Origin of the sequence: Vibrio gelatinilyticus, from assembly GCF_022836845.1 — a bacterium.
Lineage (GTDB): Bacteria > Pseudomonadota > Gammaproteobacteria > Enterobacterales > Vibrionaceae > Vibrio > Vibrio gelatinilyticus.
The window spans coordinates 274,224-298,752 of sequence record NZ_JAJNNZ010000004.1; the positions used below are offsets into that span (position 1 = coordinate 274,224).

Below are 24,529 nucleotides of genomic sequence, written 5' to 3' on the forward strand. Positions count from 1 at the left end.
TATGAAAACACATCAATTTCAACCCGATTTGCCACCACCAGCCAATACTGTTGGCGTAGTCGGTTGGCTACGATCGAACTTGTTTAACGGCCCAGTTAACTCTGTAGTGACTGTTATTCTTGGCTACTTACTGTTTACTTTACTTTCTGCGGTATTTAATTGGGCAATATTGGATGCCGACTGGGTTGGCACAACACGTGAAGCCTGCAGTAGAGAAGGCGCTTGCTGGGTATTTATCAGCGTTCGTTGGGAACAGTTCATGTACGGGTTTTACCCAGAAAGTGAACTTTGGCGCCCGCGTTTATTCTACGCAACACTTGCAATTTTAGTTGCTTTGCTTGCGTACGAAAAAACACCAAAACGCGTATGGCTGTGGCTGTTCTTTGTCAATGTCTATCCGTTTTTGGTAACAGCACTGCTCTACGGTGGAATCTTTGGTCTAGAAGTTGTTGATACCCACAAATGGGGCGGACTGTTAGTTACCCTAATCATCGCGTTGGTCGGTATCATCGTCTCACTACCTATTGGCGTTGCGCTCGCGCTTGGGCGTCGCTCTGACATGCCAATTATCCGCAGTATCTGTACTGTGTATATCGAAGTTTGGCGTGGCGTACCACTTATCACCGTATTATTCATGGCATCAGTAATGCTCCCTCTCTTCCTTTCTGAAGGAACAGAGACTGATAAATTATTACGTGCTTTGATTGGTGTGGTTATGTTTAGTGCTGCTTATATGGCAGAGGTTGTTCGTGGTGGCTTACAGGCTATCCCGAAAGGACAATATGAAGCAGCCGATGCGCTAGGTTTAACCTATTGGAAAAAGATGGGATTAATCATATTGCCTCAGGCATTAAAAATCACCATCCCATCAATCGTTAACACTTTCATTGGCCTATTTAAAGATACCAGTCTAGTTCTTATCATTGGTATGTTTGATGTATTAGGTATTGGTCAGGCCGCAAATACCGACCCTGAATGGTTAGGTTTCGCAACTGAAAGTTATGTATTTGTCGCGTTAGTGTTCTGGGTGTTCTGTTTTGGCATGTCGAGATATTCGATTTGGCTAGAAAACAAGCTCCATACAGGTCACAAACGATAAGGAAAAATCGAGGACGTATTATGACGCAGCAAGAAGACTACATGATCCAACTAAAGGACATGAACAAATGGTACGGCGAATTCCACGTACTTAAGAACATCAACTTAGATGTTAAAAAAGGCGAGAAAATCGTTATTTGTGGACCTTCTGGTTCGGGTAAATCCACTATGATCCGTTGTATCAACCGCTTAGAAGAGCATCAAGCAGGACATATCTTCGTTACAGGTAATGAACTGACTGAGGATTTGAAAAACATTGAAGCGGTTCGCCGTGAAGTTGGTATGTGTTTCCAACATTTCAACCTGTTTCCTCACCTTACTGTTTTGGAAAACTGCACTCTTGCACCTATCTGGGTTAAGAAAATGCCTAAAGAAGAGGCAGAGGCTCTAGCGATGAAATATCTAGAGCGAGTAAAAATCCCTGATCAAGCAGATAAATACCCTGGTCAATTATCCGGTGGACAACAACAGCGTGTTGCAATCGCTCGTTCATTATGCATGAATCCTCAGGTCATGCTTTTTGACGAACCGACTTCAGCACTCGACCCTGAAATGGTTAGGGAAGTACTCGATGTTATGGTCGAACTGGCTGATGAAGGTATGACTATGCTTTGTGTAACGCACGAAATGGGCTTTGCAAAAGAAGTGGCTGATCGCGTGATCTTCATGGATGCTGGTGAGATTATCGAGGAAAACAACCCAGTTGATTTCTTTGAAAATCCTCAATCAGACCGTACAATCAACTTCTTAAGTCAGATTCTGCATCACTAACAATTCATTTAGTGAATGGGAGGGTGGCATTTGTGTCACCCTTTTTTTTGACTGACTGCATGAATATCGCAACAGCGAAATATTGTGTTACAACTTGGTTAACACTTAATGTATTATTTTTATTATGCTTTTATTTATTGGGTTATAATTAGCTACTTGATTTTTGGTTCAAACAACCCCATAAATAAACATATAAAATATGTGAATCACCTACGAGGAAGATTATGAACGGTCCTATGGTTTCTCGCAGCGCATCTCAAGAGAGTGTTCTGCAAACAAACAAAGTACTACGTAACACTTATGCCCTGCTCTCTATGACGCTAGTTTGGTCTGCACTAGTTGCGAGCGTGTCTATGGCAATGAACCTACCACGTCCAGGCTTAATCATTATGCTTGTTGGTTTTTACGGCCTACTTTTCTTAACAGAGAAGAACCGTAACAACAATATGGGTCTTGTATTTACGTTCTTGTTTACAGGTTTCTTGGGTTACACCATAGGACCTATCCTAAACATGTACCTCGGTGCTGGTATGGGTGACGTCGTTGTTACGGCTCTCGGTGGTACTGCACTGGCCTTCATTGGCGCTTCTGCATACGCCCTAACCACAAAGCGTGATTTATCATTCTTAGGTGGCATGCTAATGGCAGGTTTCGTTGTTCTGCTAGTTGGTATGGTTGCAAACATCTTCCTCCAAATGCCGATGCTTCATATGGCAATGAGTGGGATGTTTGTTCTGTTTTCCACTGGTGTTATTTTGCTAACAACCCAGCAAATTGTTCGTGGCGGCGAAACAAACTATATTTCAGCAACCATTAGCCTTTATGTCTCTATCTACAACTTGTTTATCAGCCTGCTGTCTCTTCTAGGTATTATGAACAACGACTAAACGCTAACCCCGTTTTCCCAATACCCGAGCATTTGCTCGGGTATTTTTTTGCGTATCTATCAGTTGAAGTCCACGCGCTTTATAAGCTACTCTTTCCTCGTTATTAACAACGCAATGAAACCATTATGTTTGAATATAAAGGCAAGCAAATAGAAACCGATGCTCAAGGCTACCTGTTGAACCATAAAGATTGGGACGAAGAAATGATTGCCTTGCTTGCAAAAGACGAAGGGATCAACCTGACCAAAGCTCACCTAGAAGTTGTACTATTTGTTCGTGAATTCTATGAGGAGTTCAACACTTCGCCAGCGGTACGTATGCTTGTAAAAGCAATGGAAAAAGCTCACGGCCCAGAAAAAGGCAACAGTAAGTACCTATTTAAGCTGTTTAAACAAGGCCCAGCCAAACAGGCTACGAAACTTGCAGGATTGCCTAAACCTGCCAAGTGTCTATAAAACGGCGATTAACTAATTTGGGTCATCTTATAACGAAGCCCGTGTAGTTTTTTAAATCAGTGTGTTCAAAGCTTACTGTATCTACACGGGACGTTCTTGGCCCCGTTTTCAGCCACTCATATAACTTCAAAATATGAGCCGATTCTCCGCATGCAATGACTTCAACAGAACCGTCATTAAGATTCATTGCATACCCCGTGAGTCCAAGCTTTAATGCTTCGTGACATGTGTGATAGCGAAAACCAACCCCTTGAACCATTCCCCTTATACACATTCTTTGACAAACTTTCGTCATTAATAGCCCCTCTCTCAATCATGTTCTTTTTAGTATATATGCAAGACATGAATGTGCTTGGCTTAATCCTCTTCAAAATACACTTTTAGCTATCTTGACACTAAACAGATACCAAATATCACTCAGATTTGCATTTATCTGGAAGTTCAAACAGAATACGGCTCGTTTTATTCCTAATCTTTAACGTCAAAGGCATCCCATGACTCCAGCAATTCACCTTGTCAAAGGTCGCGACAAATCTCTTCGCCGCAAGCACCCTTGGATTTTTTCGCGTGGTATTAGCAAGGTTGAGGGTCAACCACAGCTCGGCGAAACCGTCGATGTGTTTTCTCATAATGGTGAATGGCTAGCAAAAGCCGCTTACTCTCCAAACTCTCAGATCCGTGCCCGCGTTTGGTCCTTTACCAAACAAAAAATTGACAAGAACTTCTTTGCGAAACGAATTAAACAAGCGCAAATGTTAAGAGAGGAGATTATTTCTCGAGATGGATTAACAGGTTATCGTCTCATTGCAGCGGAGTCAGACGGTTTACCTGGTGTTACCATTGATTGCTACAAGAATTACCTCGTTTGTCAGTTATTAAGCGCCGGTGCTGAGTATCAAAAAGACACCTTAGTGTCTGCACTAGTAGAGTGCTTTCCCGATGCAAATATTTATGAGCGTTCTGATGTCTCGATTCGAAAAAAAGAAGGTTTACAAGAACGTATGGGGGTCCTGCATGGTGAGGCACCAACAGAACCCGTCGTAATCGAAGAAAATGGCGTCAAAATTTCTGTTGATATCACTAACGGACATAAAACAGGCTTTTATTTAGACCAAAGAGACAGCCGTCAACAAGCGATGAAGTACGTTGAAAATAAAGAAGTACTAAACTGCTTTAGTTATACTGGGGCGTTTGGTCTTTACGCCCTGAAGGGCGGTGCAAAACGAGTGATCAACGCCGATGTCTCTCAACCAGCCTTAGATATAGCAAGAGAAAACGCCGAACTTAATGGGTTCGACAAAAAGAAAGCCGTTTTCTTAAACGCTGATGTCTTTAAACTATTGAGAGAATATCGCGATCAGAAAACCAAATTCGATGTAGTCATAATGGACCCACCAAAATTTGCGGAATCAAAAGCACAGCTTAATGGTGCTTGCAGAGGCTATAAAGATATCAACATGCTTGCGATGCAAATTCTTAAGCCGGGGGGAACCTTGTTGACTTATTCCTGCTCTGGGCTAATGGATCAAAACCTATTTCAAAAAATCATCGCAGATGCCGCACTCGATTCTGGCCGTTCCGTTAAGTTTGTCGAACGATTTGAACAAGCCGCAGATCACCCAACCGATACCGCGTACCCAGAAGGCTTTTATTTAAAAGGCTTCGCTTGTAAAGTTTTATAAACTATTTTACTAGTCCCTACGACTCTCTTACTAATTACTTTATTAAGTAACTAGTAAGAGATTATTTGTCTTATTTTCGAGACAAATGTGATTTCTTTGGTTTACACTCCTGTATTTATCTATTACTTTCAATAATATACTTAAGCAATGATGCTCGAAAAAATATACGCGTTTACAAGTACTGATCAGAAGTGAGCAAAGTTAATTAAATTTCTCATTTGAAATTATTGCGCCCATCACTATATTTTAGATAGAAAGTATAAGCTCATTACCCCTCCCCCAATATTTTTATACTTGGGGGCTTCTACGATTCATAAAACTATTCGTAGTACGCGTTTCGTCGGTTGAACCGCGGCATTTGCTAAAGGATTAAGGAGAATCACATTGAACAAATTCCGTTTAACAGTCGCTGCCGGGTTAGTCGCTCTCAGTTTGCCTGTTAGCAGCCAGACACTAGAGCAAGCTGTCGCCAATACACTGGCAACAAACCCTGATATTAAAGCCGCCTACAACGAATACGTCAGTAAACGATTTGACGCAGACGCGGCGGTTGGCGCCTATCGCCCTAAACTGGATCTAGATGCTGGTATTGGTTATGAGCGAGTTGACTCCGATAGAGAACTTAATGAAAGAAACAGTAGCTTAACGCGAAAGGAAGCTGGCATTACCTTGACTCAATTGATATGGGATGGTAACGAAACACTGAACGATATCGATAGAACCGCTGCCGAAGCAGAATCAGTGCGCTTCCAACTTATCGCAGATGCTTCTGATATCGCACTAGAGGTGACACGTATCTACCTTGAAGCAACCCAGTCTTACGAGTTATTGGCGCTTTCAGAAGCCAACCTAGCGGTTCATAAGAAGATCTACAGTGACATTAAAAAACGCGTAGATTCCGGTATCGGTTCAACCGCAGATTTATCGCAGGTTGAAGCTCGTATCGCCAAAGCTCATGGTAATCTTCTCGCCGCACAAAACAATCTGTTTGACACCCACACTCAATTTAAGAGAATCGTGGGTCAAGCCCCATTAGGATTGAAGTACCCAAGGGCAGATGCAGTTGCAATTGCGCCAACGGTCGATGATGCACTCGACATTGCTGTCGAAAGCCATCCTGTTCTTAAAGTCGCACAAGTAGATGTTGATTCCGCTCGCTTCCAATATGACCAGACCAAGGGTGTTAACTACCCGACTTTCTACATTGATGCAGGTCATATGTGGCGTGACGACGCTGCTGGTTACAAAGGTACAGATAACGAAACTCGAGCTATGCTCAAAATGCGCTATAACTTATACAACGGTGGCTCTGATGCCGACCGTACAGACGCAGCTGCATATCAACTCAACAAAGCAAAAGACTATAGAGACAGAACTTATCGTCTCGTAGAGGAAGGGCTAAAACTATCCTGGACAGGTCTTGAGTATACTCTTCAGCAAAAAGAATTCCTCTCTGATCATGTTGATTCAGCCTCAGACACCGTTGTCGCGTATCAAAAGCAATACAAGATAGGTAAACGGACATTACTTGACGTTCTCAATACCGAAAATGAACTGTTTGAAGCGCGTAAAGGTTATCTGGATGCCAAATATGCCGAGCAACTTGCCAAATATCGGGTAATGAACGCCCAGGGTAACTTATTGCAAGCACTGAGGGTAGAAACACCAGATGAGTGGAATGAAAAGGTGGAGTATTAATATTATGAAAAATATCTTATTACTAACTGCACTTAGCGTTTCTGTTGCATCCTTTTTGGTTAGCGCCACGACTAAGGAAGAAGACCAGTATGCGTACATAGACACTCCAGTAAAAGAGCAGCCTTCTGATTTGCTTGATGATGATAGTGACGGCGTTATAAACGCAAGAGATCTTTGCACAACCACACCTGAGGGTTCAGAGCTCGATAACGATGGGTGTGAGTACTTTATTGATAGCGCGCAAACACTTGGCCTACGTATTCTTTTCACCAATAACTCCTACTTTATTAATCCTGTTTTTAAAACTCAGATATCTAATATGGCCAGTTTTCTAGATGAGTTTCCTGAAACCAGTATTGAGTTGCAAGGCTTTGCTAGTAAGGTAGGACAAGCTGACAAGAACTTGATCTTATCAGAGAACCGCGCAAATGCTGTAAGAAGTGAACTATTGAAAAACGGTGTTGAAGAAAACCGTGTCACTATCGTTGGTTTTGGAGACACCGTGTTGGACGAGAAAGGAAGTGATGAGTTTAGCCACGCAATGAACAGGAAGGTGGTAGCAACCGTCATTGGCTATAAAGGCGAAGTAAAAAAAGAGTGGACTATTTTCACAAAAATTGGCAAGTAGTTCTATTTTTTAAACAAAGGCAGCATAACGCTGCCTTTTTCTTTTTGGTACGCAATAGAGCAGTATTTATTTAGTGCCACTTCGTTTCATGTTAATCTAGCAACGTTTTTCACTAAGAGAAGAAACCTATGAGCAAATTAACATCGGATATCGAACAAAACTTATTGTTATTTGTCGAAGAGACAAAGAACTCTGAATTAGTTTGGGGGCTTCGCAATGAGGAAGGTTGGCTTTCTTGCGATTCTACTGAGTTCGAAAATACCGAAGTCATGCCTTTTTGGTCTTCAAAGGAAGATGCACAGGCTCACAATGTCGAAGAGTGGGGTGATTTTGAAGTTCTCGAGATCCCTCTAGATATCTTTGTAGAAGATTGGTTGCTTACTTTAGATGAAGATGGTGTGCTCGTTGGAACCAACTGGAACGCACAACTTGAAGGAAAAGAATTAGAGCCCGTAAATCTCGCAAAACTTTACCTTAAATAGAAAAAAGAGGCTTTGCGCCTCTTTTTTTTGTATCTGTTCGTGTTTAAGACACTACGCAATGGATGCCATCACACCGTCTTTATTAGCAAGGTATTGTTCAAGCCCATTCGCTCTTAGTTCACAAGAAGGACAATCGCCACAACCATCACCAATCACGCCGTTATAACATGTCAGCGTGCTTTCTTGGATAAGATCTAGCGCAGCATATTTATCAGCTAAAGCCCATGTTTGCGCTTTGTCTAACCACATTAATGGCGTTTCAATAGACAACTTACGATCCATACCTTTGACCAAAGCGCTATTCATCGCTTTAACAAACTCATCACGACAATCAGGATACCCAGAAAAGTCGGTTTCGCATACGCCTGTAATAACTGCATCTGCACCAATTTGATAGGCATAGATACCCGAAAGCGTGAGGAACAGTATATTTCGACCTGGCACAAAAGAATTTGGCAAACCGTTTTCTTGCAGCTCATGAGAAACTTCAATATCGTCACGAGTTAAAGAACTGATCGCCAACTCATTCAGCAAACCGACATCGAGCACTTTATGTGCAACCACACCCAATTTATTGGCAAGACTCTTGGCAACTTCGATTTCTAATTTATGTCTTTGCCCATAATCGAATGTGATGGCATGAACTTCGTCGTACTCTTTTAGAGCCTTGACTAAGCAAGTGGTAGAGTCCTGACCACCACTAAATACAACTACAGCTTTTTTCATTGCTCGTTTCCTCAATGCTACTAGGCAATGTTCAAATACTTATGCGTTTGCACTGACAATCGCCAGTTTCGCTCAATACAGGTCTCCATACACAGTTGCGTCGCCCTGTCCTTTTGGCTGATGGGTTGTAATGCAATGACGACACTATCTTGGATAACTGCACTGTTTATCAGCTCGTCTAATTGATCAATATCCTTGCTGGTTGCAACCGGATGTTTGATCTCATTGGCTCGCTCAAGCGCGCTTTTTAGAACCTCTAGCTTTCCTTTCATAGCGACCTTAGGTGACACTGTCACCCAGGTGGAGTCTGAGACTAGAACTGGAGACGTACCACTGGTCTCTATTTGACATTTACATCCCAGTTTTTCGAAAGCGGCGCATAAATCACGGAGATCGTACATACAAGGCTCACCACCAGTAATAACGATATGTTTAGCGGTGAAGCCTAGAAACTGATACTGAGCAACCACATCGTCAGCGCTGGCCAAGCACCAAGTTGGCACATCACCTTGTTTTGCAATAACTTCAGCAAATGTTCGTTCATCTTTTGGATCAGCACTCCAGGTTTGCTGTGTATCACACCAAGCACAGCCTACATTGCACTCCTGAAGCCTTACGAAGACTGCGGGTACCCCAGTAAAGACACCTTCACCTTGTATTGTCTCGAACATTTCATTAATTTTATATGTGGTTAAGCTCATTGAATTGTGGTCATCTATATAAGTTGTGAAAGACCATAAAGGATGCTTGGCACAAGATCAACTTTTTGACGACGATGACACTGAGTGGCCGTACTTTTTGAGCCGCCACAAGCAAAACTTTCAGCAATTAAATTGGGTGACTTGGCGTCTTCTGTCCACAACAAGGATTATATTCAAAGGGGCGTTATGAAAACACGTTTGTTACTTAATGGAAAAAAAGCATCGCAAGAAAGCATTAGGCAAGCTGTCCATTGCCTTCGAGATGAAGGTTTCGACCTAGAAGTGAGGACTACCTGGGAAGCTGGAGATATCGCTCGACTCGTCACTGAAGCTTCTCAGGAGCACTGTCAACGTGTCATCGCTGGTGGCGGTGACGGCACGGTAAATGAAGTCGTCGACGCGATCATGCAAACTGGCCAACAAGATATTGATATTGCCATACTTCCCCTTGGCACTGCCAATGATTTTGCAACGGCTTGCTCAATACCCACACAATCTCCTTATGATGCTTTAAAACTCGCTCTTAATGGTCAAGCCCATCCAGTAGATTGTGTCAAAGCCAATAGCCGATATTTTATCAACATCGCTGCCGCCGGTTTTGGGGCGCAAGTGACTGCTAATACTCCGTTCGCTCTTAAAAACTTTCTTGGTGGCGGCGCGTATACGCTTTCTGGCCTAGTACAGGCTATCAATTTTCGTCCGTTTGAGGGGGACGCTTTCTACGATGGGCTGCAGGTTGCCAGTCGCGTTGTCATTGGTGCCATCTGCAATGGGCGTATGGCTGGCGGAGGACAGCAACTGTCACCAAGAGCACTGATCAATGATGGGCTCATTGAGGTGGTATCACTGGAAGAGTTTGAGCCTAGTGATATTCCACAGGTCATCGACGAGCTAATGCAGGAAGAACATTTTACTGGACAGTTTGTTAAACGTAATCAGGTGAAGAGTATTCGTTGGCAATCAAAAGACGTTATGCCAATTAATCTAGACGGAGAGCCGATTCAAACTCGAGATATTACTTTCACAGTTATGCCAAGTGCCATTAAGCTCGTTTTGCCCAATTCCTGTGGCATACTCGGTGCAGGCAGATTTGAAAAAAGGCGACTCTACGTCGCCTTTAAATTACTGTCGTTAACATTTTAGTCTTTAATGTTCAAGAATGCTGCGCCACGAACACCGCCCGAATCACCATGTTTCGCTTTTAAAATTCTCGGACACTTAGCAACAGACATCAGATATTTAGGCACACGTTTTGGCATTTCTTCATAAATTAAATCGTAATTAGAAAGGCCACCACCTAACGTGACAACATGCGGATCGTTCCCTGTGAAAATATTGGCAAAACAAATCGCTAATAGTTCCATAAAGCGTTCAACATGCTCAACAGCATTAGCGTCACCTTGCTCGCGTGCTTGGATAATATCAATGGCTTTCTTTTTCTCGCCATAGTAATGTGCGTAAAGTAACTCAAAGCCTCGACCGGATAAATAATTATCTAAACAGCCTTTTTTTCCACAGCCACAATCCAGTAATGGTGCCTTTTCTCCAAGTAAGAACCATGCGTCTATCGGTAAGCGCATATGACCAAGCTCACCTGCTACATTATTTCGACCTGAGAAGACCTTGCCTTCATAGATAAGACCGCCACCAAAGCCCGTTCCCAGAATCAGCCCCATGACCGAAGGTTCATCTTTTAGCTCGTCATCCCATGCTTCTGATAAAGCAAAGCAGTTCGCGTCATTCTCGAGCTTAACCTCACGACCAATCAAAGCTTCTAGATCGGTTCGCAGCGGTTTGTCTTTAGCGCAAGCAATATTAACGGTTAATACCGTGCCATGATCGGCATCTTCCATTCCTGGTAGGCCCAGTCCAACCTTGCCTTTCACGCCAAATTCAGCGTCATATTTATCCACGAGCCCAGCAAGTGTGTTAAGTAGCAGTTGGTAGTCGTCACCAGGTGTTGGAACTCGCTCTGTAGCGACACGTTCCAATTTTTCGTTAAATGCGCCAAACTCAATTTTGGTGCCACCGACATCAAAGCCGTAAAACATGAAAATCTCTCCCTAATTCCCTCAATTCGAGGTAAAAACACATATCTTAGGGCATTATCCATATCCCTACCCCTTCAAACTGTGACAAATAACCAATTTATTTGCTATTCGTCTCTATCTGGTCAATAAGTCGACACACAATAGCCTAGTCTTAGAGCCATCTCTCGTTTCTAGTCCAAAGATTTATCACGATTTAGGAAGCTTGTTAAGACAGGACGAGTTGGATCCGATGAATAACGAGTTTTGCTCATCATATAGGTCTCTTTAAACACCTCGAACCAAGATGAAAGTAGCTTTTCAGTCCCAGGCTCACCATATTGACCAAAAACCAGGCTCGCGACTTCTACTGTTGCCAGGTGGGCATCATTGTCCGATTTTCGCATGATGTAGTTAGATAACGCGTCAGGTTTAATAGATAACACGGGCAAATCACTTAAATAATCTGACTTTCTAAACATTTTTCTTGCCTCACGCCAGCTACCATCAAGAAAAATAAACAATGGCTTTTTGTTGTTAAAAGCTGACGTCTTGCTTGAAGACACCAATCTTTGTTTATCATCCACATACTCTTCAGGAAACACAATAATGGGTTGATACTCTGCATGATTAATTAAGTCGATGAGCTCAGATTGAGGTTCCGTCCGATTCCACTGAAAGGCATGACCATCAGTGATGACGTCTAAAATCAAACGTCCTGTGTTGCTCGGTTTACACACTTCGTTCTCTGAGAGAATAATGAGAGCGGCAAATTTTGACTCGATGCTAGGCTGATGTTCGCAAATACAATATTGTTTTGCGACCTGACAATACGTACAACGGTTGACCTTAGCGCCTCTTGCCTTAAATGGTTTGGTCGCTATCGACTGTCGGTATTGCAGTAACCGATGAAAGGCGTGTATTCTCATGTTATCTCGCGGCGTTATAAAGGTTGTGGTGAACAATGGCGTGATTGTAACCGTGACGTGACTCACTTCACAAGAGAACTGTACAGATGGAATTTGCAGAAATACTTAGACTTACTTTCTTTTTAGCGGTTTTTGCTCTGTGTGCATCATGGGAATGGCTATTTCCTAGAAAAGCACGCACGCGTTCACGTTGGCTTCGCTGGCCAAGCAACCTCGGCTTGGTCGCATTGAATTCCGTAATATTAGCGATTGTCATGCCAATACTTGCTATTGAAGCGGCGAGTCTTGCCTCGCAATCCAACTTTGGCGTATTAAATTGGTTGGACTCGCCACTTTCAGTCAATATTGTCCTATCTGTACTACTACTTGATTGCCTAATTTATTGGCAACACCGAATGTTTCACAAAATACCATTACTGTGGCGCTTACACCGTGTTCATCACGCTGACCGTGATATAGACGTCACAACCGGTGCTCGTTTTCACCCGATAGAAATCTGGCTATCGATGTGGATAAAGATTTCCGCGATTATGGTGCTTGGCGTCTCTCCGATAGCTGTACTTATTTTTGAAATATTGCTCAATGGCAGCGCTATGTTTAATCACAGCAATGGCTATTTACCCAAACAAGCGGATAGGATTATCCGAAAGCTGGTGGTCACGCCCGATTTCCATCGAGTTCACCATTCTGTCATTCCTAACGAGACCCATTCTAATTTTGGCTTCTTTCTTTCAATCTGGGATTACCTATTTACCAGTTACCTTGCGCAGCCAAAAAAAGGGCACCGTCATGTAGAAATAGGCCTTCCCATCTTTAAAGATGTTTCCGAGCAGCGCCTTGATAGGTTACTAACACAGCCATTTCGTAATCAATAAAAACCGCTAAGTTGCATCCAGTTAACATGATGTTTTTAATTGGTATTTATGTAGCATGGCTTGTTGATGACCTGCTATATCAGCAACCTGCTCAGAACTCTCTACCATAGAAGTCAACTGCAGATCCGTCATCTCGCCTTGATCCGATACATGAACAATGGCTTTACCGACTTCTTCTGTTGCTCGTTGTTGCTGGTTGGTCGCCACCGTAACTTGCTCTACACGATCTGCGATCATTCCAATCGCACGCTCGATATCTAAAAATGAGGACTTTACTCCCTCTCCCGACAGCATGGCATTGACCATTTCTTGTCTCGACTCAGCGACCGCAATTCTTGAGTTTTCTGACGCTCGTATCAACTCGTCCATCATGTCCCTTATATTGGTTGTTTGCTCGGAAGTATCGCTGGCTAACTTGCGTACTTCGTCAGCCACAACCGCAAAACCACGCCCCATTTCACCCGCTCGTGCCGCTTCAATTGCCGCGTTTAATGCCAGTAAGTTGGTGTTATCAGCTATCCCACTGATCAAATCGACCATTTCTTGGATTTGCTTTACACGCCCATCGAGTTTACTCATCGACTGCTCGTTACTGTCTAAGGTCGCTGCTAACATTTCGAGTCTACTTCGATTACCTTCTACAGCTTCTAACCCAACACGTGAGAAGTGGCTAGCTTGCTGAGAATCCTGGAGTGTCGCTTGAGTGACTTGAGCGATTTCAGAAATTGATGCTTCTAGCTCTGTGACTGTCGATACCATTATATCTAATGCGCTGTTTTGGGACTTTAAACTCTCTCGCGACTCTTCGGCTGCACTGTGGCTAATTTCAGCAGTTTGATACAAGGTTTCGCAGTTTCTAGTCACCACTGCCACCGAATCGTGTGTCGAATCAATTACGATATTCAACTTTGTAGCGATATTCTGGATTTCAGTTGGACCGAGAACCTCCACGTTTCCTGATAAGTCATGCTCTGAGATCTTGGCTAGTTGCTTTGTGATGCGCTTGAGAGAGCGTTTGATCCACTTTCTGAGAAACAAGAATAAGCCTAGAACCACGCTAACTAGCAATACACTAGAACTGAACAGTATGTTGCGATTGGTCGCAATTGTCATGTTCACTACTTTCTGACTGTCAGCAATTAGGCTATCTGCGGTTGCCGAAATATTATCAAGTAATAAAGCCGTCTCGTTCGCCAATCCACTCGCACGTTGCAAAAGTACTTTCTGTTTTTCTTCTCTCGCCAGTTTACTCAGTATCTGCTGCAATACGCCATCGGTTGAAAACCCTTCCCTTACCATCTGATAAGGCGCTGTCAGGCTGGTAAATTCTTCAATTTCCGGGTGCCACTCTATAAAATCTTCAAACGCAAGGTTGATGCCTGCGATTCTGTTGCGCATTTCTTGATGCTCATCTTTTGCTTTTTCAAGTTCACTTTGCATCATTAACACCAGAAAAGTACTTTCCATTGAACTTGCACTAGCAATAAATCGACTAGCCGCGTCGAAGACAATAGGGTTGTCAGAGTTAAAAAGCAGACTTATACGATTCATTTCAGGCCCTATCGAACTAAGCCCATATCGAAAACCAACAACTTGTTTATCGATGTTGGATTTCATCACTAGGATCTCGGATTGATAAATCAAAATATCCTGAGTTAGATTCTCGAGAGTTTGGATCTTTTCCACCAGCTGCTGTTGCTGTTGTGGGGTCACAGCAGTAGAGAGTTTGGAAGCCATTCCCAGCAGCTCCTGTATACGTTGCTGGTTACTCGTTTTTATCTCGTCTATTTTATTTCTTATTGCATCAAGTTCATTGTTAGAGTCTAGCTGTGTACCATAGTTGAGTAACTTAACTTGCTCTAGTACTCCTTTTGTCAATGCCGCGTTGCCAAGAGCTAAAGGCAAAGCTTTACTAGAAAGAGTATCGAACTGTTGCTTAACTTGAATCAGTCCATTGATACTAATAAAGCTCAAGGACACAAAAGATGAACCGATGATTAGAAATATTATGCTTAGGGTTGAGATTAAAGAGAATGTCCTTTTCTCTTTTTTAGGCGCACTCATAGAAATTCCATTGCTGTTTAGAAGTTATCACACAAGGATAAAGCTACGATCTCTTGACCAAACCTGAACTATAATGTGGTTAGATAATGGCCGATCGATAACTCTATGATTTAATGTAAATTCGCTCTAATGCTAGTAAGCAGTTATGACGCTCTTATGACGATAGTAAGTCATAAATATGACAGTTAGCGACGACAATAGATAAATGCGTAACGTCCCGTGTAGGAAAAAAGATGAAGATAGATAAATGTTGTTACTTTTCGCTGCTAGTCATGGCTCTTGCTGGCTGCTCTAGCACGCCAACACACATCGCATCTTCACAGATACATTACAACGAAATCGACAGTTCGAAGTTTCTTGAAGAATATCAAAAATGGCAGGGGGTACCCTATCGCTTGGGAGGAACAGGTTTAAATGGCGTTGACTGCTCTGCATTTGTTCAAGCCGTTTTTAAAGACGCCTATGCACTCGCCTTACCGCGCACTACGGCTCAGCAAGTTAAATACGGCCAACGCGTTGACTATAATGAGGCTCAAACTGGCCATTTGGTTTTTTTTAAGACAGGTCGTTCACTAAGGCATGTGGGGATATACATTGGCAACAACGCCTTCATGCATGCGTCTACATCTAAAGGTGTTGTCATTTCAAGGCTTGATAACCCCTACTGGGCATCGACATTTTGGCAATTCAGACGAGTTCAGTGAGCGAAAATCGACTCGGACATAACTCCTTAATCGTATTTGGCAACTGCGGTATCAAACAAATTTTTTAGCAATGCGATATATTCATCTAAAAAAACCACCTGCTCATTGGTGGCTTTTTGCGACCAAACATTTGCAAATACTTCTTCTAGGTCAGCCATCACTAGATCCACTTCTTTTAATAGCTGAAAACGCACGGAAGAATGTAACTCTGGGTTTTGCTCAAACACACTCATTATGTTTGACGCTACCATATCTGTCGCCACGTCCTCAATACTTTCTTTACCAGTATCTCCTTGTTGAGAAGTAAAGACATCTAAATTCATCGCTAAATGCTCAACCAAAGCTTGATAGCCGTCGGTATCCACTACCACGATAACTCTCCTATACTTAGCGTTATTAATATCAACAATACCAAACCGTTATCGTGTTTGTAAATCTAGTCTTCGTTTTTGTCATCACGATTCTATAATTCTGTGCAGTGACAACATGTTATATCAACAATAATGTTCTAAAATAGCCTTAGGTTGAATGGTGGGAGAAATCTATGTGGCAAGCAATCTCGGATCAACTATCTGAAACGCTTCTCTTTGAGTTTAAAATCAAAGAGCGAACCAAGATGCTCGGTGGAGACATCAATGAATGCTATATGATCAGTGACGGGGAGCAACGCTATTTTGTCAAAATTAATCAGAAAGATTTCCTCCCAAAATTTGAAATCGAAGCACTTAACCTAAGGGCGCTGCGAGAGACCTCAACGGTCTCCGTTCCTGAAGTGGTGCTTATCAGTACAACCAAAGAATGCTCTTTTATTATCCTCAATTACATCCCTGTTAAACCATTGGATTTACCTACTGAAAGCTTTTTATTTGGCCAAAACCTCGCCAAGCTTCACAAATGGGGTGAGCAAAAAGAATACGGGTTTGATCACGATAACTATATTGGTACCACGCTTCAGCCTAATAACTGGCACAAGAAGTGGAATCGCTTCTTTTCAGATCAACGGATCGGGTGGCAACTCCAGCTACTAAAAGAAAAAGACATTAAGTTTGTTGATATTGAAACGTTTGTTGAACTGATAAGCGACTTGCTACATGGACATAACCCAAAACCATCTTTATTGCATGGTGACTTGTGGCATGGAAATGTCGCTAAAACAGCCTTTGGGCCACTATGTTATGACCCTGCGAGTTATTGGGGTGACCGTGAATGTGATTTGGCCATGACAGAGCTATTTGGGGGTTTCCAACCTGATTTCTACGAAGGCTATGAATCCATTCTTGCGATTGAACCCGGTTACGAATTACGTAAAGACATTTACAACCTATATCACGTACTCAATCACTGCCAAATATTTGGTGGCGAATACATGGAGCACGCAGAAACGCTAATTTCAAAGATCCAAAAATCAGCTCTTTAAGTTCGTTTTTTGTGCGCTAAATTTGAGCCTAATGATAATATCATTAGGCTCTTTTTATGTTCATACTTGTTTCGCAGCTAATACTCGTTCAACGGTATCCACAATAGCTTGAGTTTGTGGGTCAAACTCTATGTTCACTCTGTCTCCAACACTTCGCTTAGAAAATAAAGTCCTTTGTAACGTTTCTGGAATCAAATGAACATTAAAGCGATTCTCCTCGACCGCACCGATCGTTAGTGAACAGCCGTCAATACCTATATAGCCTTTCGCTAACACGTATTTCATGGACTCTATAGGGAGCTCAAACCAGATCGTCGTATTGTTATCTGTTCGGACGATGTCAATAATTGGTGCTTGCAGCGAAATATGACCTGACATAGAGTGACCACCGATTTCGTCGCCAAATTTAGCAGCTCGCTCTATATTGACCGAATCTCCAGCCTTTAACTCTCCAAGGTTAGTAACATGCAATGTTTCTTGCATAAGGTCAAAACTCACTCTCCCGCCATCAATTGATGTCACTGTTAAACAGCACCCGTTATGCGCCACTGAAGCACCGATTTCTAATCCCTCTCTTTGCGAGTCCGTCAGTTGCAAAACATGTGTTTGAAACGCCACTTTTTTGTCAATCGACTCAATTATTGCAGTACCTTGTACAATTCCTGTAAACATTTAATTCTTTCCTAAAATTAATCATGGCATCAATTCAGTACAGCGACTATCATTCACGAGCTAAATCAACGCGCTTGGAGTATTTTTGTGCAACGTTATCAGAAAGAAGCGTCCAACCTTATCAAATTGGCTTCCCCTGTTCTTATCGCATCTATCGCTCAAACTGGTATGGGCTTTGTCGATACCATCATGGCTGGTGGGGTTAGCGCCATAGACATGGCGGCAGTCTCTATTGCCGCCAGTATTTGGTTACCCTCTATCTTATTCGGGATAGGGCTACTTATGGCTCTCGTTCCTGTCGTTGCACAACTCAATGGCGCGAATAAACAAACTCAAATCCCCTATGAGATCCAACAAGGCGCTGTGATTGCGCTGCTGATTTCTATTCCTATTATCTGTGTCTTGCTGCTCACGAAAAGTATCACAGAGTGGATGAATATCGAAGCCATCATGGCACAAAAAACCATTGGCTATATCTACGCCGTTATGTTTTCGGTGCCCGCTTTTTTGTTATTTCAGGTTCTTAGAAGCCTGACTGATGGTATGTCGTTAACCAAACCTGCTATGGTCATTGGCTTTATTGGACTGACTCTGAATGTCCCTTTAAATTGGATCTTCGTTTACGGCAAATTTGGCGCTCCAAACCTCGGTGGGATTGGTTGCGGTATCGCGACGACCATTGTCTATTGGATCATGTTCGCACTACTTCTTATCTATGTACTCACGGCCTCTCGCTTAAAACACCTTAAACTTTTTGTGCAGTGGTACAAGCCTGACTATAAAGCTATTACGCGACTGTTTAGGCTCGGCTTTCCTATCGCTGCCGCGATGTTTTTTGAAGTCACTCTTTTCGCGGTGGTATCTCTACTGATCGCCCCTTTAGGATCTTTAATTGTCGCGTCCCACCAAGTCGCTATGAATTTCTCGTCACTGGTATTTATGATCCCGATGAGTATTGGTGCCGCTGTAAGTATTCGTGTTGGTCACAAACTCGGTGAGCTGGATACTGAAGGAGCTGCCATATCAACAAGGGTCGGCATTATGGTTGGTCTTCTATCGGCAATAGCCACAGCAATTCTAACTATCGTGTTTCGTGAATCGATTACTGCACTTTATACCGACAATCAACAAGTCATTGCACTGGCTATGCAATTGCTGTTGCTTGCCGCTGTCTATCAATGTACCGACGCCATTCAGGTCATTGCTGCTGGAGCATTGCGAGGCTATAAAGACATGAGGGCAATTTTTAATTGCACATTCATTGCCTACTGGGGGATCGGTCTTCCCCTTGGGTATGTTTTAGGTATGACAAACTGGCTCACAGAAGCAATGGGTGCCTTTGGTTTCTGGGTAGGGTTTATAGCGGGCCTATCTAGTGCAGCGTTTATGCTGGGGTTACGACTTTTATGGTTGCATCGTCAAGATAAGTCGACACTACTGGAATTCGCAGAGCGATGAAAAGCATGACCGTCCGGCCATCGTTTTTGGGTGTTTTCGATGACTCGTTGACGAGTAAAAATGACCATTAAGCGCTAAAGTTACGTAGTAAGATAACGTCCACTTGAGATGGTAAACTTTATGCATTATCGCTCAATTCTTCGTCATAGCATTATTGCTGTCTTTGCAACATTGGTATTAATAGGCTGCTTTAGCTCAACGTCGAAGCAGCCTGTGTTGCAGGAGTACTTAAATCGGATAGCATCGGTACAAGATGAAGCCCCTCTTTCCCCTCCCCAAAGTCTCCCCATTGAGTTGCCAAACAAAAGGGAACTATTACAACCTATCGAACGAGTCACTGTGGGGCTTATTGATAGTTATCAATTAAGGCAATGTGGGCTCTTTCAGCTCATTGCTAACAAAAACTCCATTCTCGGTAAGGTTGCCGACCCATTTCGTGACTTTGACTATCAAATACAATTGATTGCAGGTCTTCAGTCATGTTTATCTGAAGCTAAGTTAGAACCCGAACTTCACGAACAGCTAACAACCATTCAGCAGCAAAAAATAGGTCAGATCCATCTTCATTATTTCAATTTAATTTTTACAAGCGAAACAATGAGGCAGCAACTTTCGGGCGGCTCTTGGCTTTCAAATGAAAACAACATATCAACGCAAATGATTAAGCCTGCACTCGTACAACTTTCTATTATTCAAAAAGATATCATCGAGAAATCGTACTTAAATAGTGATTATCAAGTCGTCAAAATATCTGACTATCAAGAAATGTTAGACAAAGTAGCTTTGCTCGGAAAATTGACCTACTCCTTGCAGACAACAACGCAGTGGTTAAACATCACAACAGCGCAGCTCAATAAGCACGACAGCAAAATACGCTGTGGTAAAAATGCCAACACGACAAAATTCAAGTATATGGTGAACGTTTTTAATCGCTACTATGTCCAAGAGGTACAACCTTATGTTTCCTTTCTTGACCGCCAGTATCAGATCATTGCTAGCCAGTTGAGCGTCTTTGAACCACAACAAACAGTCAATTTGCCGCGCATTGATTACCCTCTTAAAAAGTCATATTCGATGTTTATAATTGCCAATCGTAACCATGTGAAATACTGGTCAAAGCTATTCAAACGATGTAACACTTCAGTTCAAAGTGTTCGAATAAACTGACCAATACATGCCCAGAAGAAGAACCGTATGCTTGGCACGGAGTGAGCGCTACTCCACGGTTCGCACTCGATGATAGCGAGCAAACTTTGGGATGCCATTTATTGTCCAGCCATTGTGGCGAAAAGTAATTACTTCACCGATTTTGGGAGGCAACTTACGCTCGTCCTCATTGAACCCACTACCAATATAAAAGCGTATGCCCTCCTCTATCTCAACCAAAATAGCGCCCATTTTTCCATGGTGCTTTCCTTTCCCCGCTTTATAGCCTACCACGACACCCTCAGCATCCTGCGCAACCTTCATTTTCACCAGAGTATCGTTTCTACCGGGATGATAGGGACTCTTGATTGACTTAAGCATCAATCCTTCGCCACCTTGTTCCGTTACCTGCCGTAAGTGCTGTTGTAACTTTTCGTGAGTGGCAAAATGATATTGTTTCAAACACTGAATATGTTCAACTTCTAACGATTCACATAAGTTTAGTAAAAACTGATGCCTTAATTTAAACGATCCCAAATGCCCGGGAGCATCAAACAACATAAAAGATATGTGTCGCCACGCCTGTTCATCGGGCTTACCATCCAGCACTGTTCGTTGCACCATAGAAAAACCATCACGGCCAGCCCATAACTCCCCTTCCAACATCACTGAGGGCAGGTTTTCACTAAACCAACTTGGTACAGCCACCACCCTGCCGCTTCGAGTCACTAGTTGACTACCCGTCCATATAGCTCGCACTCCATCAAGCTTTTCACTGACTAAATAATCACCAACCATCAAACCCTGATGATAGTGAGTGGCGTTCACAATTGATGGGGCTGGGTACACATATTCATAAGCAATGCTTTGGTTTACGCACATTACTAAAGACAAGACTGGAAGCGTCATAAATTTTGTTCTTGTTGTACTGTCCATTTTTAATCCTTCTAACAATCCAATTGCTCGGCTTAGTGTTTCATTGAAACTTGTTATTGTTTAGAAGTTGGACAACACAATCAGTTATTTAAATCGAATACATGAAGTAGCGAACTCAATACAATGCATTAGTGTTATCTCAATTACATTCTTGTATGAATTAAAGTGGCGTGGCGTGGCGTGGCGTGGCGTGGCGTGGCGTGAAATATAGCATTCGACAAAGCCGTTGCAAGAAACTGCAGCGGCCTTACACACTGATTATCCTATTGGATCCCTAGTTCACTTTTTAACGTCTTAATATGATTCAAATCCATATTATGAACTTTTAATAACTGATCAATCTGGCTTAATCGAGAAGAGGTCGCATCATATCGGTCACACGAATCCGATTTAGCATCCCATGATGTCCCGTCTAAGAAAAGGTCACAGTCTCTTTTTAATCTATTTTGATCTTGTGACAACTGGCTCTTTTCTTGTTCAAGGATCGCAACTTCAGCTTTTAACTCAGCTTCACGTTTAAATAGCTCTTGTGACTGCTCAAAAAGTGATGCTTGAATATCGGTTTTACGTACCAGCTGAGTATTTCGGCTTTCTTCACTCGCTATGGTTACTTTTTGCGAAGCGATCTTACCTTCGAGCACCTTAATCTCGTGATTTAGCTTGTCGTTTTTTGCTTGAAGCTCATCAAGTTTTAGTTCGTAATCTGATGCTGACTTCTCAAGTGCTATGCGTAACTTTAGTCTATGCTGTTCCTGAGCTTGAATGACACGTTCATCAGAATTAGCTTGCAGTGATTGTGACTGATCCGCCAGTTGTGAGTATTGGCCATTTAGTTGTTCGAACTTGGCCTGCCATTGCTGCTCTGTGACTGCACTACCCACTAATCCACCAGCTGCCAGTCCCAGTACCGCAGCAATTGCAATATACAATCTAGCGCGTTTGTCACGCTGCTCAATAACAACAACTTCGTCTTCACTTGTCGTATCGTTGACAGTGTTTTTGTTCACCCTTGTTCCCCTTCGCCCATCAGGCACAAATTATCGTATCAACTCTGAAATCACTAACGTGGCCACATAGATGGCTGCCGCACCTAAAGCTGTGACTACAACCCCTTTTTGAACCTTTTCGTTGGTTCGATATCGAAACAAAAAAACCGCCAAAGCAATAAGAAACGCAATAGTAATCAAGCGTGTCATAAGTCTCTCCCAAACGACGAGCATTTTAAACACCATCTACCTGCGGCCGCTAAGTTTACCGGACAGCAAAACGATGTAAGTCAGAAGCATGTCTAAATATAACAAATGAGCTTGCAGTTGGCGCAATTTCAATAAGTTAAATTTCATTTTTCTTCATGACATCGCTTTTTAAATACGATAGCATTGCCATCACAGAATATCTTAGATAGATATTTGTTCCAGTGAAGACTGCAGGAGAGCGGTAATTTACCAATACTTAACATATTGGCAGCATTACCCACCGAAGAAGTAAATCTTTCAGGTTCTTTATTCGAAGGTTACATTGCTAAGTGGCAAATTAACTTTAAATAAAGTGAGGACTGTAGTTGGAGGAACCTCTGGAGAGAACCGTTAAATCGGTCGCCGAAGGAGCAAGCCATGCATATCGCAAGGTGAAACTCTCAGGCAAAAGGACAGAGGAGAGAAAAGCCACATTATAACGCTCTATTTGCGTAGTAACCGATATGGATGCCCCTTATTCTTATAGGGCCCCTTACGTTTACTGCCCTTTCTCTCTTCTCCTTAAATATATGTCTTATTAAGGGGAAATCATGAACGATCTTCAAACAACACTACAAGCCATCGACAGCTTTGTCTGGGGCCCACCGTTACTCATTTTACTCGTGGGTACAGGTGCTTACTTCACTTTTAAATTGGGTCTGATCCAATTTCGCTATTTGCCAACAGCACTAAAACTTGTTTTTACTCGTGATAAATCCGGCCAAGGTGATGTTTCAAGCTTCGCCGCTTTGTGCACTGCACTATCAGCAACCATAGGTACTGGTAATATTGTTGGTGTCGCGACTGCAATTAAACTCGGCGGTCCAGGTGCCTTATTTTGGATGTGGCTTGCCGCTCTTTTTGGGATGGCGACAAAATATGCCGAATGTTTACTCGCAGTCAAATACCGTAAGGTGGATGACAACGGTCAAATGTTGGGCGGTCCGATGTATTACCTGCAAGACGGGGTTGGCTCGCGATTCTTAGCCATTATGTTTGCCGTTTTTGCTCTTGGCGTTGCCTGCTTTGGTATTGGTACATTTCCGCAAGTTAATGCAATCCTCGATGCATCTGAAATCTCATTTGGTGTATCCAGAGAAATTTCGGCATCGATACTGACCGTGCTTGTCGCCTTTGTCACATTAGGTGGAATTCAATCTATAGCGAGAGTTGCCGGTAAAGTCGTACCAACAATGGCTCTGCTCTATGTTGTTGGTTGCTTGAGCGTTATTATAATGAACGTGGATCAACTGGCAGGTGCAGTTCAACTGGTATTGACATCAGCGTTTAGTCCAACGGCAGCAACAGGCGGTTTCTTAGGGGCTAGCATTATGCTCGCAATTCAATCGGGCATAGCACGCGGTGTTTTCTCAAATGAAAGTGGTTTGGGAAGTGCGCCTATGGCAGCGGCAGCCGCAAGAACTGACAGCTGCGTTCGTCAGGGGCTAGTATCAATGACGGGAACCTTCTTTGATACTATCATCATTTGTACCATGACAGGTTTAGCTCTGATCCTAACGGGAGCATGGCAAACAGACCTGGCAGGCGCTGCGATGACGACTCATGCCTTTGCCGTTGGACTTCAAGCCGACAGCCTCGGTCCAATGTTAGTGTCTATCGGCCTCATCTTTTTTGCTTTTACCACCATTCTTGGCTGGAATTATTACGGCGAGCGATGCGTTGTTTTCCTAATGGGCACAAAAGCCGTATTACCGTATAAGGTCGTTTTTCTTTGTTTAGTCGCCTCTGGTGCTTTCTTGCATTTAGATATGATTTGGATCATTGCAGATATCGTGAATGGTTTAATGGCGATTCCAAACTTAATCGGTCTGATTCTATTAAGGCAGGTTGTGATTGAAGAAACAAAACACTACTTTGCACAGATCAAACTAAAGACGCCACGTGAAAATTTAACTCAATAACAAATACTAAGGCTCT

General features: G+C 42.8%; 26 protein-coding genes and 1 riboswitch. Of the genes, 15 read left to right on the forward strand and 11 right to left on the reverse strand.

From position 1 onward, the window contains the following. The first annotated feature begins 1 nt into the window (after position 1). From LNL84_RS07280 to LNL84_RS07295, 4 genes are all read left to right on the forward strand, one after another. Entirely contained in the window at positions 2-1,099 is a 1,098-nt protein-coding gene (locus LNL84_RS07280) for an amino acid ABC transporter permease (RefSeq protein ID WP_244356372.1), read from the forward strand. A 20-nt stretch (positions 1,100-1,119) separates the two neighbouring features. Continuing rightward, complete coding sequence (locus LNL84_RS07285) at positions 1,120-1,869, forward strand: amino acid ABC transporter ATP-binding protein (protein WP_244356375.1); 750 nt, start codon at positions 1,120-1,122, stop codon at positions 1,867-1,869. Positions 1,870-2,093: 224 nt separating this feature from the next. Continuing rightward, a complete protein-coding gene (locus tag LNL84_RS07290; protein WP_244356378.1) occupies positions 2,094-2,756 on the forward strand; it encodes a Bax inhibitor-1/YccA family protein in 663 nt (220 codons plus the stop codon). Between the two features lie 125 nt (positions 2,757-2,881). Beyond that, entirely contained in the window at positions 2,882-3,211 is a 330-nt protein-coding gene (locus LNL84_RS07295; protein ID WP_244356380.1) for a TusE/DsrC/DsvC family sulfur relay protein, read from the forward strand. Positions 3,212-3,233: 22 nt separating this feature from the next. Here LNL84_RS07295 and yccX read toward each other — a convergent pair whose 3' ends face one another. Next, on the reverse strand, positions 3,234-3,506 hold the full coding sequence (gene yccX / locus LNL84_RS07300) for an acylphosphatase (RefSeq protein ID WP_244356382.1): 273 nt from the start codon (positions 3,504-3,506) through the stop codon (positions 3,234-3,236). A gap of 199 nt (positions 3,507-3,705) precedes the next feature. Here yccX and LNL84_RS07305 point away from each other — a divergent pair, with 199 nt between their 5' ends. The 4 genes from LNL84_RS07305 to LNL84_RS07320 all read left to right on the forward strand — a co-directional run bounded on the left by LNL84_RS07305 (position 3,706) and on the right by LNL84_RS07320 (position 7,701). After that, positions 3,706-4,893, forward strand: coding sequence for a class I SAM-dependent methyltransferase (locus LNL84_RS07305; RefSeq protein WP_244356383.1), 1,188 nt, complete (start codon positions 3,706-3,708; stop codon positions 4,891-4,893). Between the two features lie 384 nt (positions 4,894-5,277). After that, positions 5,278-6,591: a TolC family outer membrane protein gene (locus tag LNL84_RS07310; protein ID WP_244356385.1), complete on the forward strand. Its 1,314-nt coding sequence runs from the start codon at positions 5,278-5,280 to the stop codon at positions 6,589-6,591. Positions 6,592-6,595: 4 nt separating this feature from the next. Continuing rightward, the gene (locus LNL84_RS07315) at positions 6,596-7,219 is read left to right on the forward strand and encodes an OmpA family protein (RefSeq protein ID WP_244356386.1); all 624 of its coding nucleotides are present in this window, start codon (positions 6,596-6,598) and stop codon (positions 7,217-7,219) included. 128 nt (positions 7,220-7,347) lie between these two features. After that, a complete protein-coding gene (locus LNL84_RS07320) occupies positions 7,348-7,701 on the forward strand; it encodes a DUF2750 domain-containing protein (RefSeq protein ID WP_244356388.1) in 354 nt (117 codons plus the stop codon). Between the two features lie 51 nt (positions 7,702-7,752). On the opposite strand, the gene queC is transcribed toward LNL84_RS07320, so the two are convergent. Together queC and queE are read right to left on the reverse strand one after the other, a co-directional pair. After that, a complete protein-coding gene (queC, locus tag LNL84_RS07325; RefSeq protein ID WP_279610965.1) occupies positions 7,753-8,442 on the reverse strand; it encodes a 7-cyano-7-deazaguanine synthase QueC in 690 nt (229 codons plus the stop codon). Positions 8,443-8,447: 5 nt separating this feature from the next. Continuing rightward, on the reverse strand, positions 8,448-9,098 hold the full coding sequence (gene queE, locus LNL84_RS07330; protein WP_244356634.1) for a 7-carboxy-7-deazaguanine synthase QueE: 651 nt from the start codon (positions 9,096-9,098) through the stop codon (positions 8,448-8,450). A 216-nt stretch (positions 9,099-9,314) separates the two neighbouring features. Between queE and yegS the strand changes: the two genes are divergently transcribed. Continuing rightward, positions 9,315-10,271, forward strand: coding sequence for a lipid kinase YegS (gene yegS / locus LNL84_RS07335; protein WP_244356392.1), 957 nt, complete (start codon positions 9,315-9,317; stop codon positions 10,269-10,271). Here the strand turns inward: yegS and nagK are convergent. Further along, positions 10,268-11,179: an N-acetylglucosamine kinase gene (gene nagK, locus LNL84_RS07340; protein ID WP_244356393.1), complete on the reverse strand. Its 912-nt coding sequence runs from the start codon at positions 11,177-11,179 to the stop codon at positions 10,268-10,270. The two genes, yegS and nagK, sit on opposite strands and share 4 nt — an antisense overlap. Before the next feature lie 170 nt (positions 11,180-11,349). Continuing rightward, positions 11,350-12,084 (reverse strand): tRNA-uridine aminocarboxypropyltransferase, encoded by a 735-nt coding sequence (locus LNL84_RS07345; protein WP_244356395.1) that lies wholly within the window; start codon positions 12,082-12,084, stop codon positions 11,350-11,352. An 86-nt stretch (positions 12,085-12,170) separates the two neighbouring features. On the opposite strand from LNL84_RS07345, the gene LNL84_RS07350 reads away from it, so the two are divergent. Beyond that, positions 12,171-12,959, forward strand: coding sequence for a sterol desaturase family protein (locus LNL84_RS07350; RefSeq protein ID WP_244356397.1), 789 nt, complete (start codon positions 12,171-12,173; stop codon positions 12,957-12,959). Between the two features lie 21 nt (positions 12,960-12,980). On the opposite strand, the gene LNL84_RS07355 is transcribed toward LNL84_RS07350, so the two are convergent. Next, positions 12,981-15,023, reverse strand: coding sequence for a methyl-accepting chemotaxis protein (locus LNL84_RS07355; protein WP_244356398.1), 2,043 nt, complete (start codon positions 15,021-15,023; stop codon positions 12,981-12,983). A 233-nt stretch (positions 15,024-15,256) separates the two neighbouring features. On the opposite strand from LNL84_RS07355, the gene LNL84_RS07360 reads away from it, so the two are divergent. Further along, positions 15,257-15,727, forward strand: coding sequence for an NlpC/P60 family protein (locus tag LNL84_RS07360; protein WP_244356400.1), 471 nt, complete (start codon positions 15,257-15,259; stop codon positions 15,725-15,727). Between the two features lie 26 nt (positions 15,728-15,753). Here the strand turns inward: LNL84_RS07360 and LNL84_RS07365 are convergent, their stop codons facing one another. Beyond that, the gene (locus tag LNL84_RS07365) at positions 15,754-16,098 is read right to left on the reverse strand and encodes a DUF3802 family protein (protein ID WP_244356401.1); all 345 of its coding nucleotides are present in this window, start codon (positions 16,096-16,098) and stop codon (positions 15,754-15,756) included. 173 nt (positions 16,099-16,271) lie between these two features. On the opposite strand from LNL84_RS07365, the gene LNL84_RS07370 reads away from it, so the two are divergent. Then, positions 16,272-17,144: a fructosamine kinase family protein gene (locus LNL84_RS07370; protein ID WP_244356403.1), complete on the forward strand. Its 873-nt coding sequence runs from the start codon at positions 16,272-16,274 to the stop codon at positions 17,142-17,144. 60 nt (positions 17,145-17,204) lie between these two features. On the opposite strand, the gene LNL84_RS07375 is transcribed toward LNL84_RS07370, so the two are convergent. Continuing rightward, positions 17,205-17,816 (reverse strand): riboflavin synthase subunit alpha, encoded by a 612-nt coding sequence (locus tag LNL84_RS07375; protein WP_244356405.1) that lies wholly within the window; start codon positions 17,814-17,816, stop codon positions 17,205-17,207. Between the two features lie 87 nt (positions 17,817-17,903). Here LNL84_RS07375 and LNL84_RS07380 point away from each other — a divergent pair, with 87 nt between their 5' ends. Both LNL84_RS07380 and LNL84_RS07385 read left to right on the forward strand, forming a co-directional pair. Beyond that, entirely contained in the window at positions 17,904-19,274 is a 1,371-nt protein-coding gene (locus tag LNL84_RS07380) for an MATE family efflux transporter (protein ID WP_244356407.1), read from the forward strand. Between the two features lie 120 nt (positions 19,275-19,394). Further along, positions 19,395-20,441, forward strand: a complete 1,047-nt coding sequence (locus tag LNL84_RS07385) for a DUF3080 family protein (protein ID WP_244356409.1) — start codon at positions 19,395-19,397, stop codon at positions 20,439-20,441. 48 nt (positions 20,442-20,489) lie between these two features. Here the strand turns inward: LNL84_RS07385 and LNL84_RS07390 are convergent, their stop codons facing one another. The 3 genes from LNL84_RS07390 to LNL84_RS07400 form a co-directional block, all read right to left on the reverse strand. Continuing rightward, positions 20,490-21,356: a DNA ligase gene (locus tag LNL84_RS07390; protein WP_244356411.1), complete on the reverse strand. Its 867-nt coding sequence runs from the start codon at positions 21,354-21,356 to the stop codon at positions 20,490-20,492. 263 nt (positions 21,357-21,619) lie between these two features. Next, complete coding sequence (locus LNL84_RS07395; protein WP_244356413.1) at positions 21,620-22,363, reverse strand: chromosome partitioning protein ParA; 744 nt, start codon at positions 22,361-22,363, stop codon at positions 21,620-21,622. A gap of 30 nt (positions 22,364-22,393) precedes the next feature. Continuing rightward, positions 22,394-22,552 carry a hypothetical protein gene (locus LNL84_RS07400; protein WP_244356415.1) on the reverse strand — a complete coding sequence of 53 codons (159 nt, stop codon included), beginning with the start codon at positions 22,550-22,552 and terminating at the stop codon, positions 22,394-22,396. A gap of 367 nt (positions 22,553-22,919) precedes the next feature. Next, positions 22,920-23,018: riboswitch (glycine riboswitch) on the forward strand. A gap of 124 nt (positions 23,019-23,142) precedes the next feature. Here LNL84_RS07400 and LNL84_RS07405 point away from each other — a divergent pair. Then, positions 23,143-24,513, forward strand: coding sequence for an alanine/glycine:cation symporter family protein (locus LNL84_RS07405; RefSeq protein ID WP_244356417.1), 1,371 nt, complete (start codon positions 23,143-23,145; stop codon positions 24,511-24,513). Positions 24,514-24,529: the final 16 nt, after the last annotated feature.

What these genes read in the sequence shown, in the direction of transcription:
- LNL84_RS07285 (WP_244356375.1), top strand. Translation starts at nt 1,120, where the DNA reads ATGACGCAGCAAGAAGACTACATGATCCAACTAAAGGACATGAACAAA.
- LNL84_RS07280 (WP_244356372.1), top strand. Translation starts at nt 2, where the DNA reads ATGAAAACACATCAATTTCAACCCGATTTGCCACCACCAGCCAATACT.
- yccX (WP_244356382.1), bottom strand. Translation starts at nt 3,506, where the DNA reads ATGACGAAAGTTTGTCAAAGAATGTGTATAAGGGGAATGGTTCAAGGG.
- LNL84_RS07385 (WP_244356409.1), top strand. Translation starts at nt 19,395, where the DNA reads ATGCATTATCGCTCAATTCTTCGTCATAGCATTATTGCTGTCTTTGCA.
- LNL84_RS07290 (WP_244356378.1), top strand. Translation starts at nt 2,094, where the DNA reads ATGAACGGTCCTATGGTTTCTCGCAGCGCATCTCAAGAGAGTGTTCTG.
- queE (WP_244356634.1), bottom strand. Translation starts at nt 9,098, where the DNA reads ATGTTCGAGACAATACAAGGTGAAGGTGTCTTTACTGGGGTACCCGCA.
- yegS (WP_244356392.1), top strand. Translation starts at nt 9,315, where the DNA reads ATGAAAACACGTTTGTTACTTAATGGAAAAAAAGCATCGCAAGAAAGC.
- LNL84_RS07320 (WP_244356388.1), top strand. Translation starts at nt 7,348, where the DNA reads ATGAGCAAATTAACATCGGATATCGAACAAAACTTATTGTTATTTGTC.
- LNL84_RS07350 (WP_244356397.1), top strand. Translation starts at nt 12,171, where the DNA reads ATGGAATTTGCAGAAATACTTAGACTTACTTTCTTTTTAGCGGTTTTT.
- LNL84_RS07390 (WP_244356411.1), bottom strand. Translation starts at nt 21,356, where the DNA reads ATGGACAGTACAACAAGAACAAAATTTATGACGCTTCCAGTCTTGTCT.
- LNL84_RS07305 (WP_244356383.1), top strand. Translation starts at nt 3,706, where the DNA reads ATGACTCCAGCAATTCACCTTGTCAAAGGTCGCGACAAATCTCTTCGC.
- LNL84_RS07405 (WP_244356417.1), top strand. Translation starts at nt 23,143, where the DNA reads ATGAACGATCTTCAAACAACACTACAAGCCATCGACAGCTTTGTCTGG.
- LNL84_RS07400 (WP_244356415.1), bottom strand. Translation starts at nt 22,552, where the DNA reads ATGACACGCTTGATTACTATTGCGTTTCTTATTGCTTTGGCGGTTTTT.
- LNL84_RS07295 (WP_244356380.1), top strand. Translation starts at nt 2,882, where the DNA reads ATGTTTGAATATAAAGGCAAGCAAATAGAAACCGATGCTCAAGGCTAC.
- LNL84_RS07355 (WP_244356398.1), bottom strand. Translation starts at nt 15,023, where the DNA reads ATGAGTGCGCCTAAAAAAGAGAAAAGGACATTCTCTTTAATCTCAACC.
- LNL84_RS07370 (WP_244356403.1), top strand. Translation starts at nt 16,272, where the DNA reads ATGTGGCAAGCAATCTCGGATCAACTATCTGAAACGCTTCTCTTTGAG.
- nagK (WP_244356393.1), bottom strand. Translation starts at nt 11,179, where the DNA reads ATGTTTTACGGCTTTGATGTCGGTGGCACCAAAATTGAGTTTGGCGCA.
- LNL84_RS07360 (WP_244356400.1), top strand. Translation starts at nt 15,257, where the DNA reads ATGAAGATAGATAAATGTTGTTACTTTTCGCTGCTAGTCATGGCTCTT.
- LNL84_RS07315 (WP_244356386.1), top strand. Translation starts at nt 6,596, where the DNA reads ATGAAAAATATCTTATTACTAACTGCACTTAGCGTTTCTGTTGCATCC.
- LNL84_RS07345 (WP_244356395.1), bottom strand. Translation starts at nt 12,084, where the DNA reads ATGAGAATACACGCCTTTCATCGGTTACTGCAATACCGACAGTCGATA.
- LNL84_RS07375 (WP_244356405.1), bottom strand. Translation starts at nt 17,816, where the DNA reads ATGTTTACAGGAATTGTACAAGGTACTGCAATAATTGAGTCGATTGAC.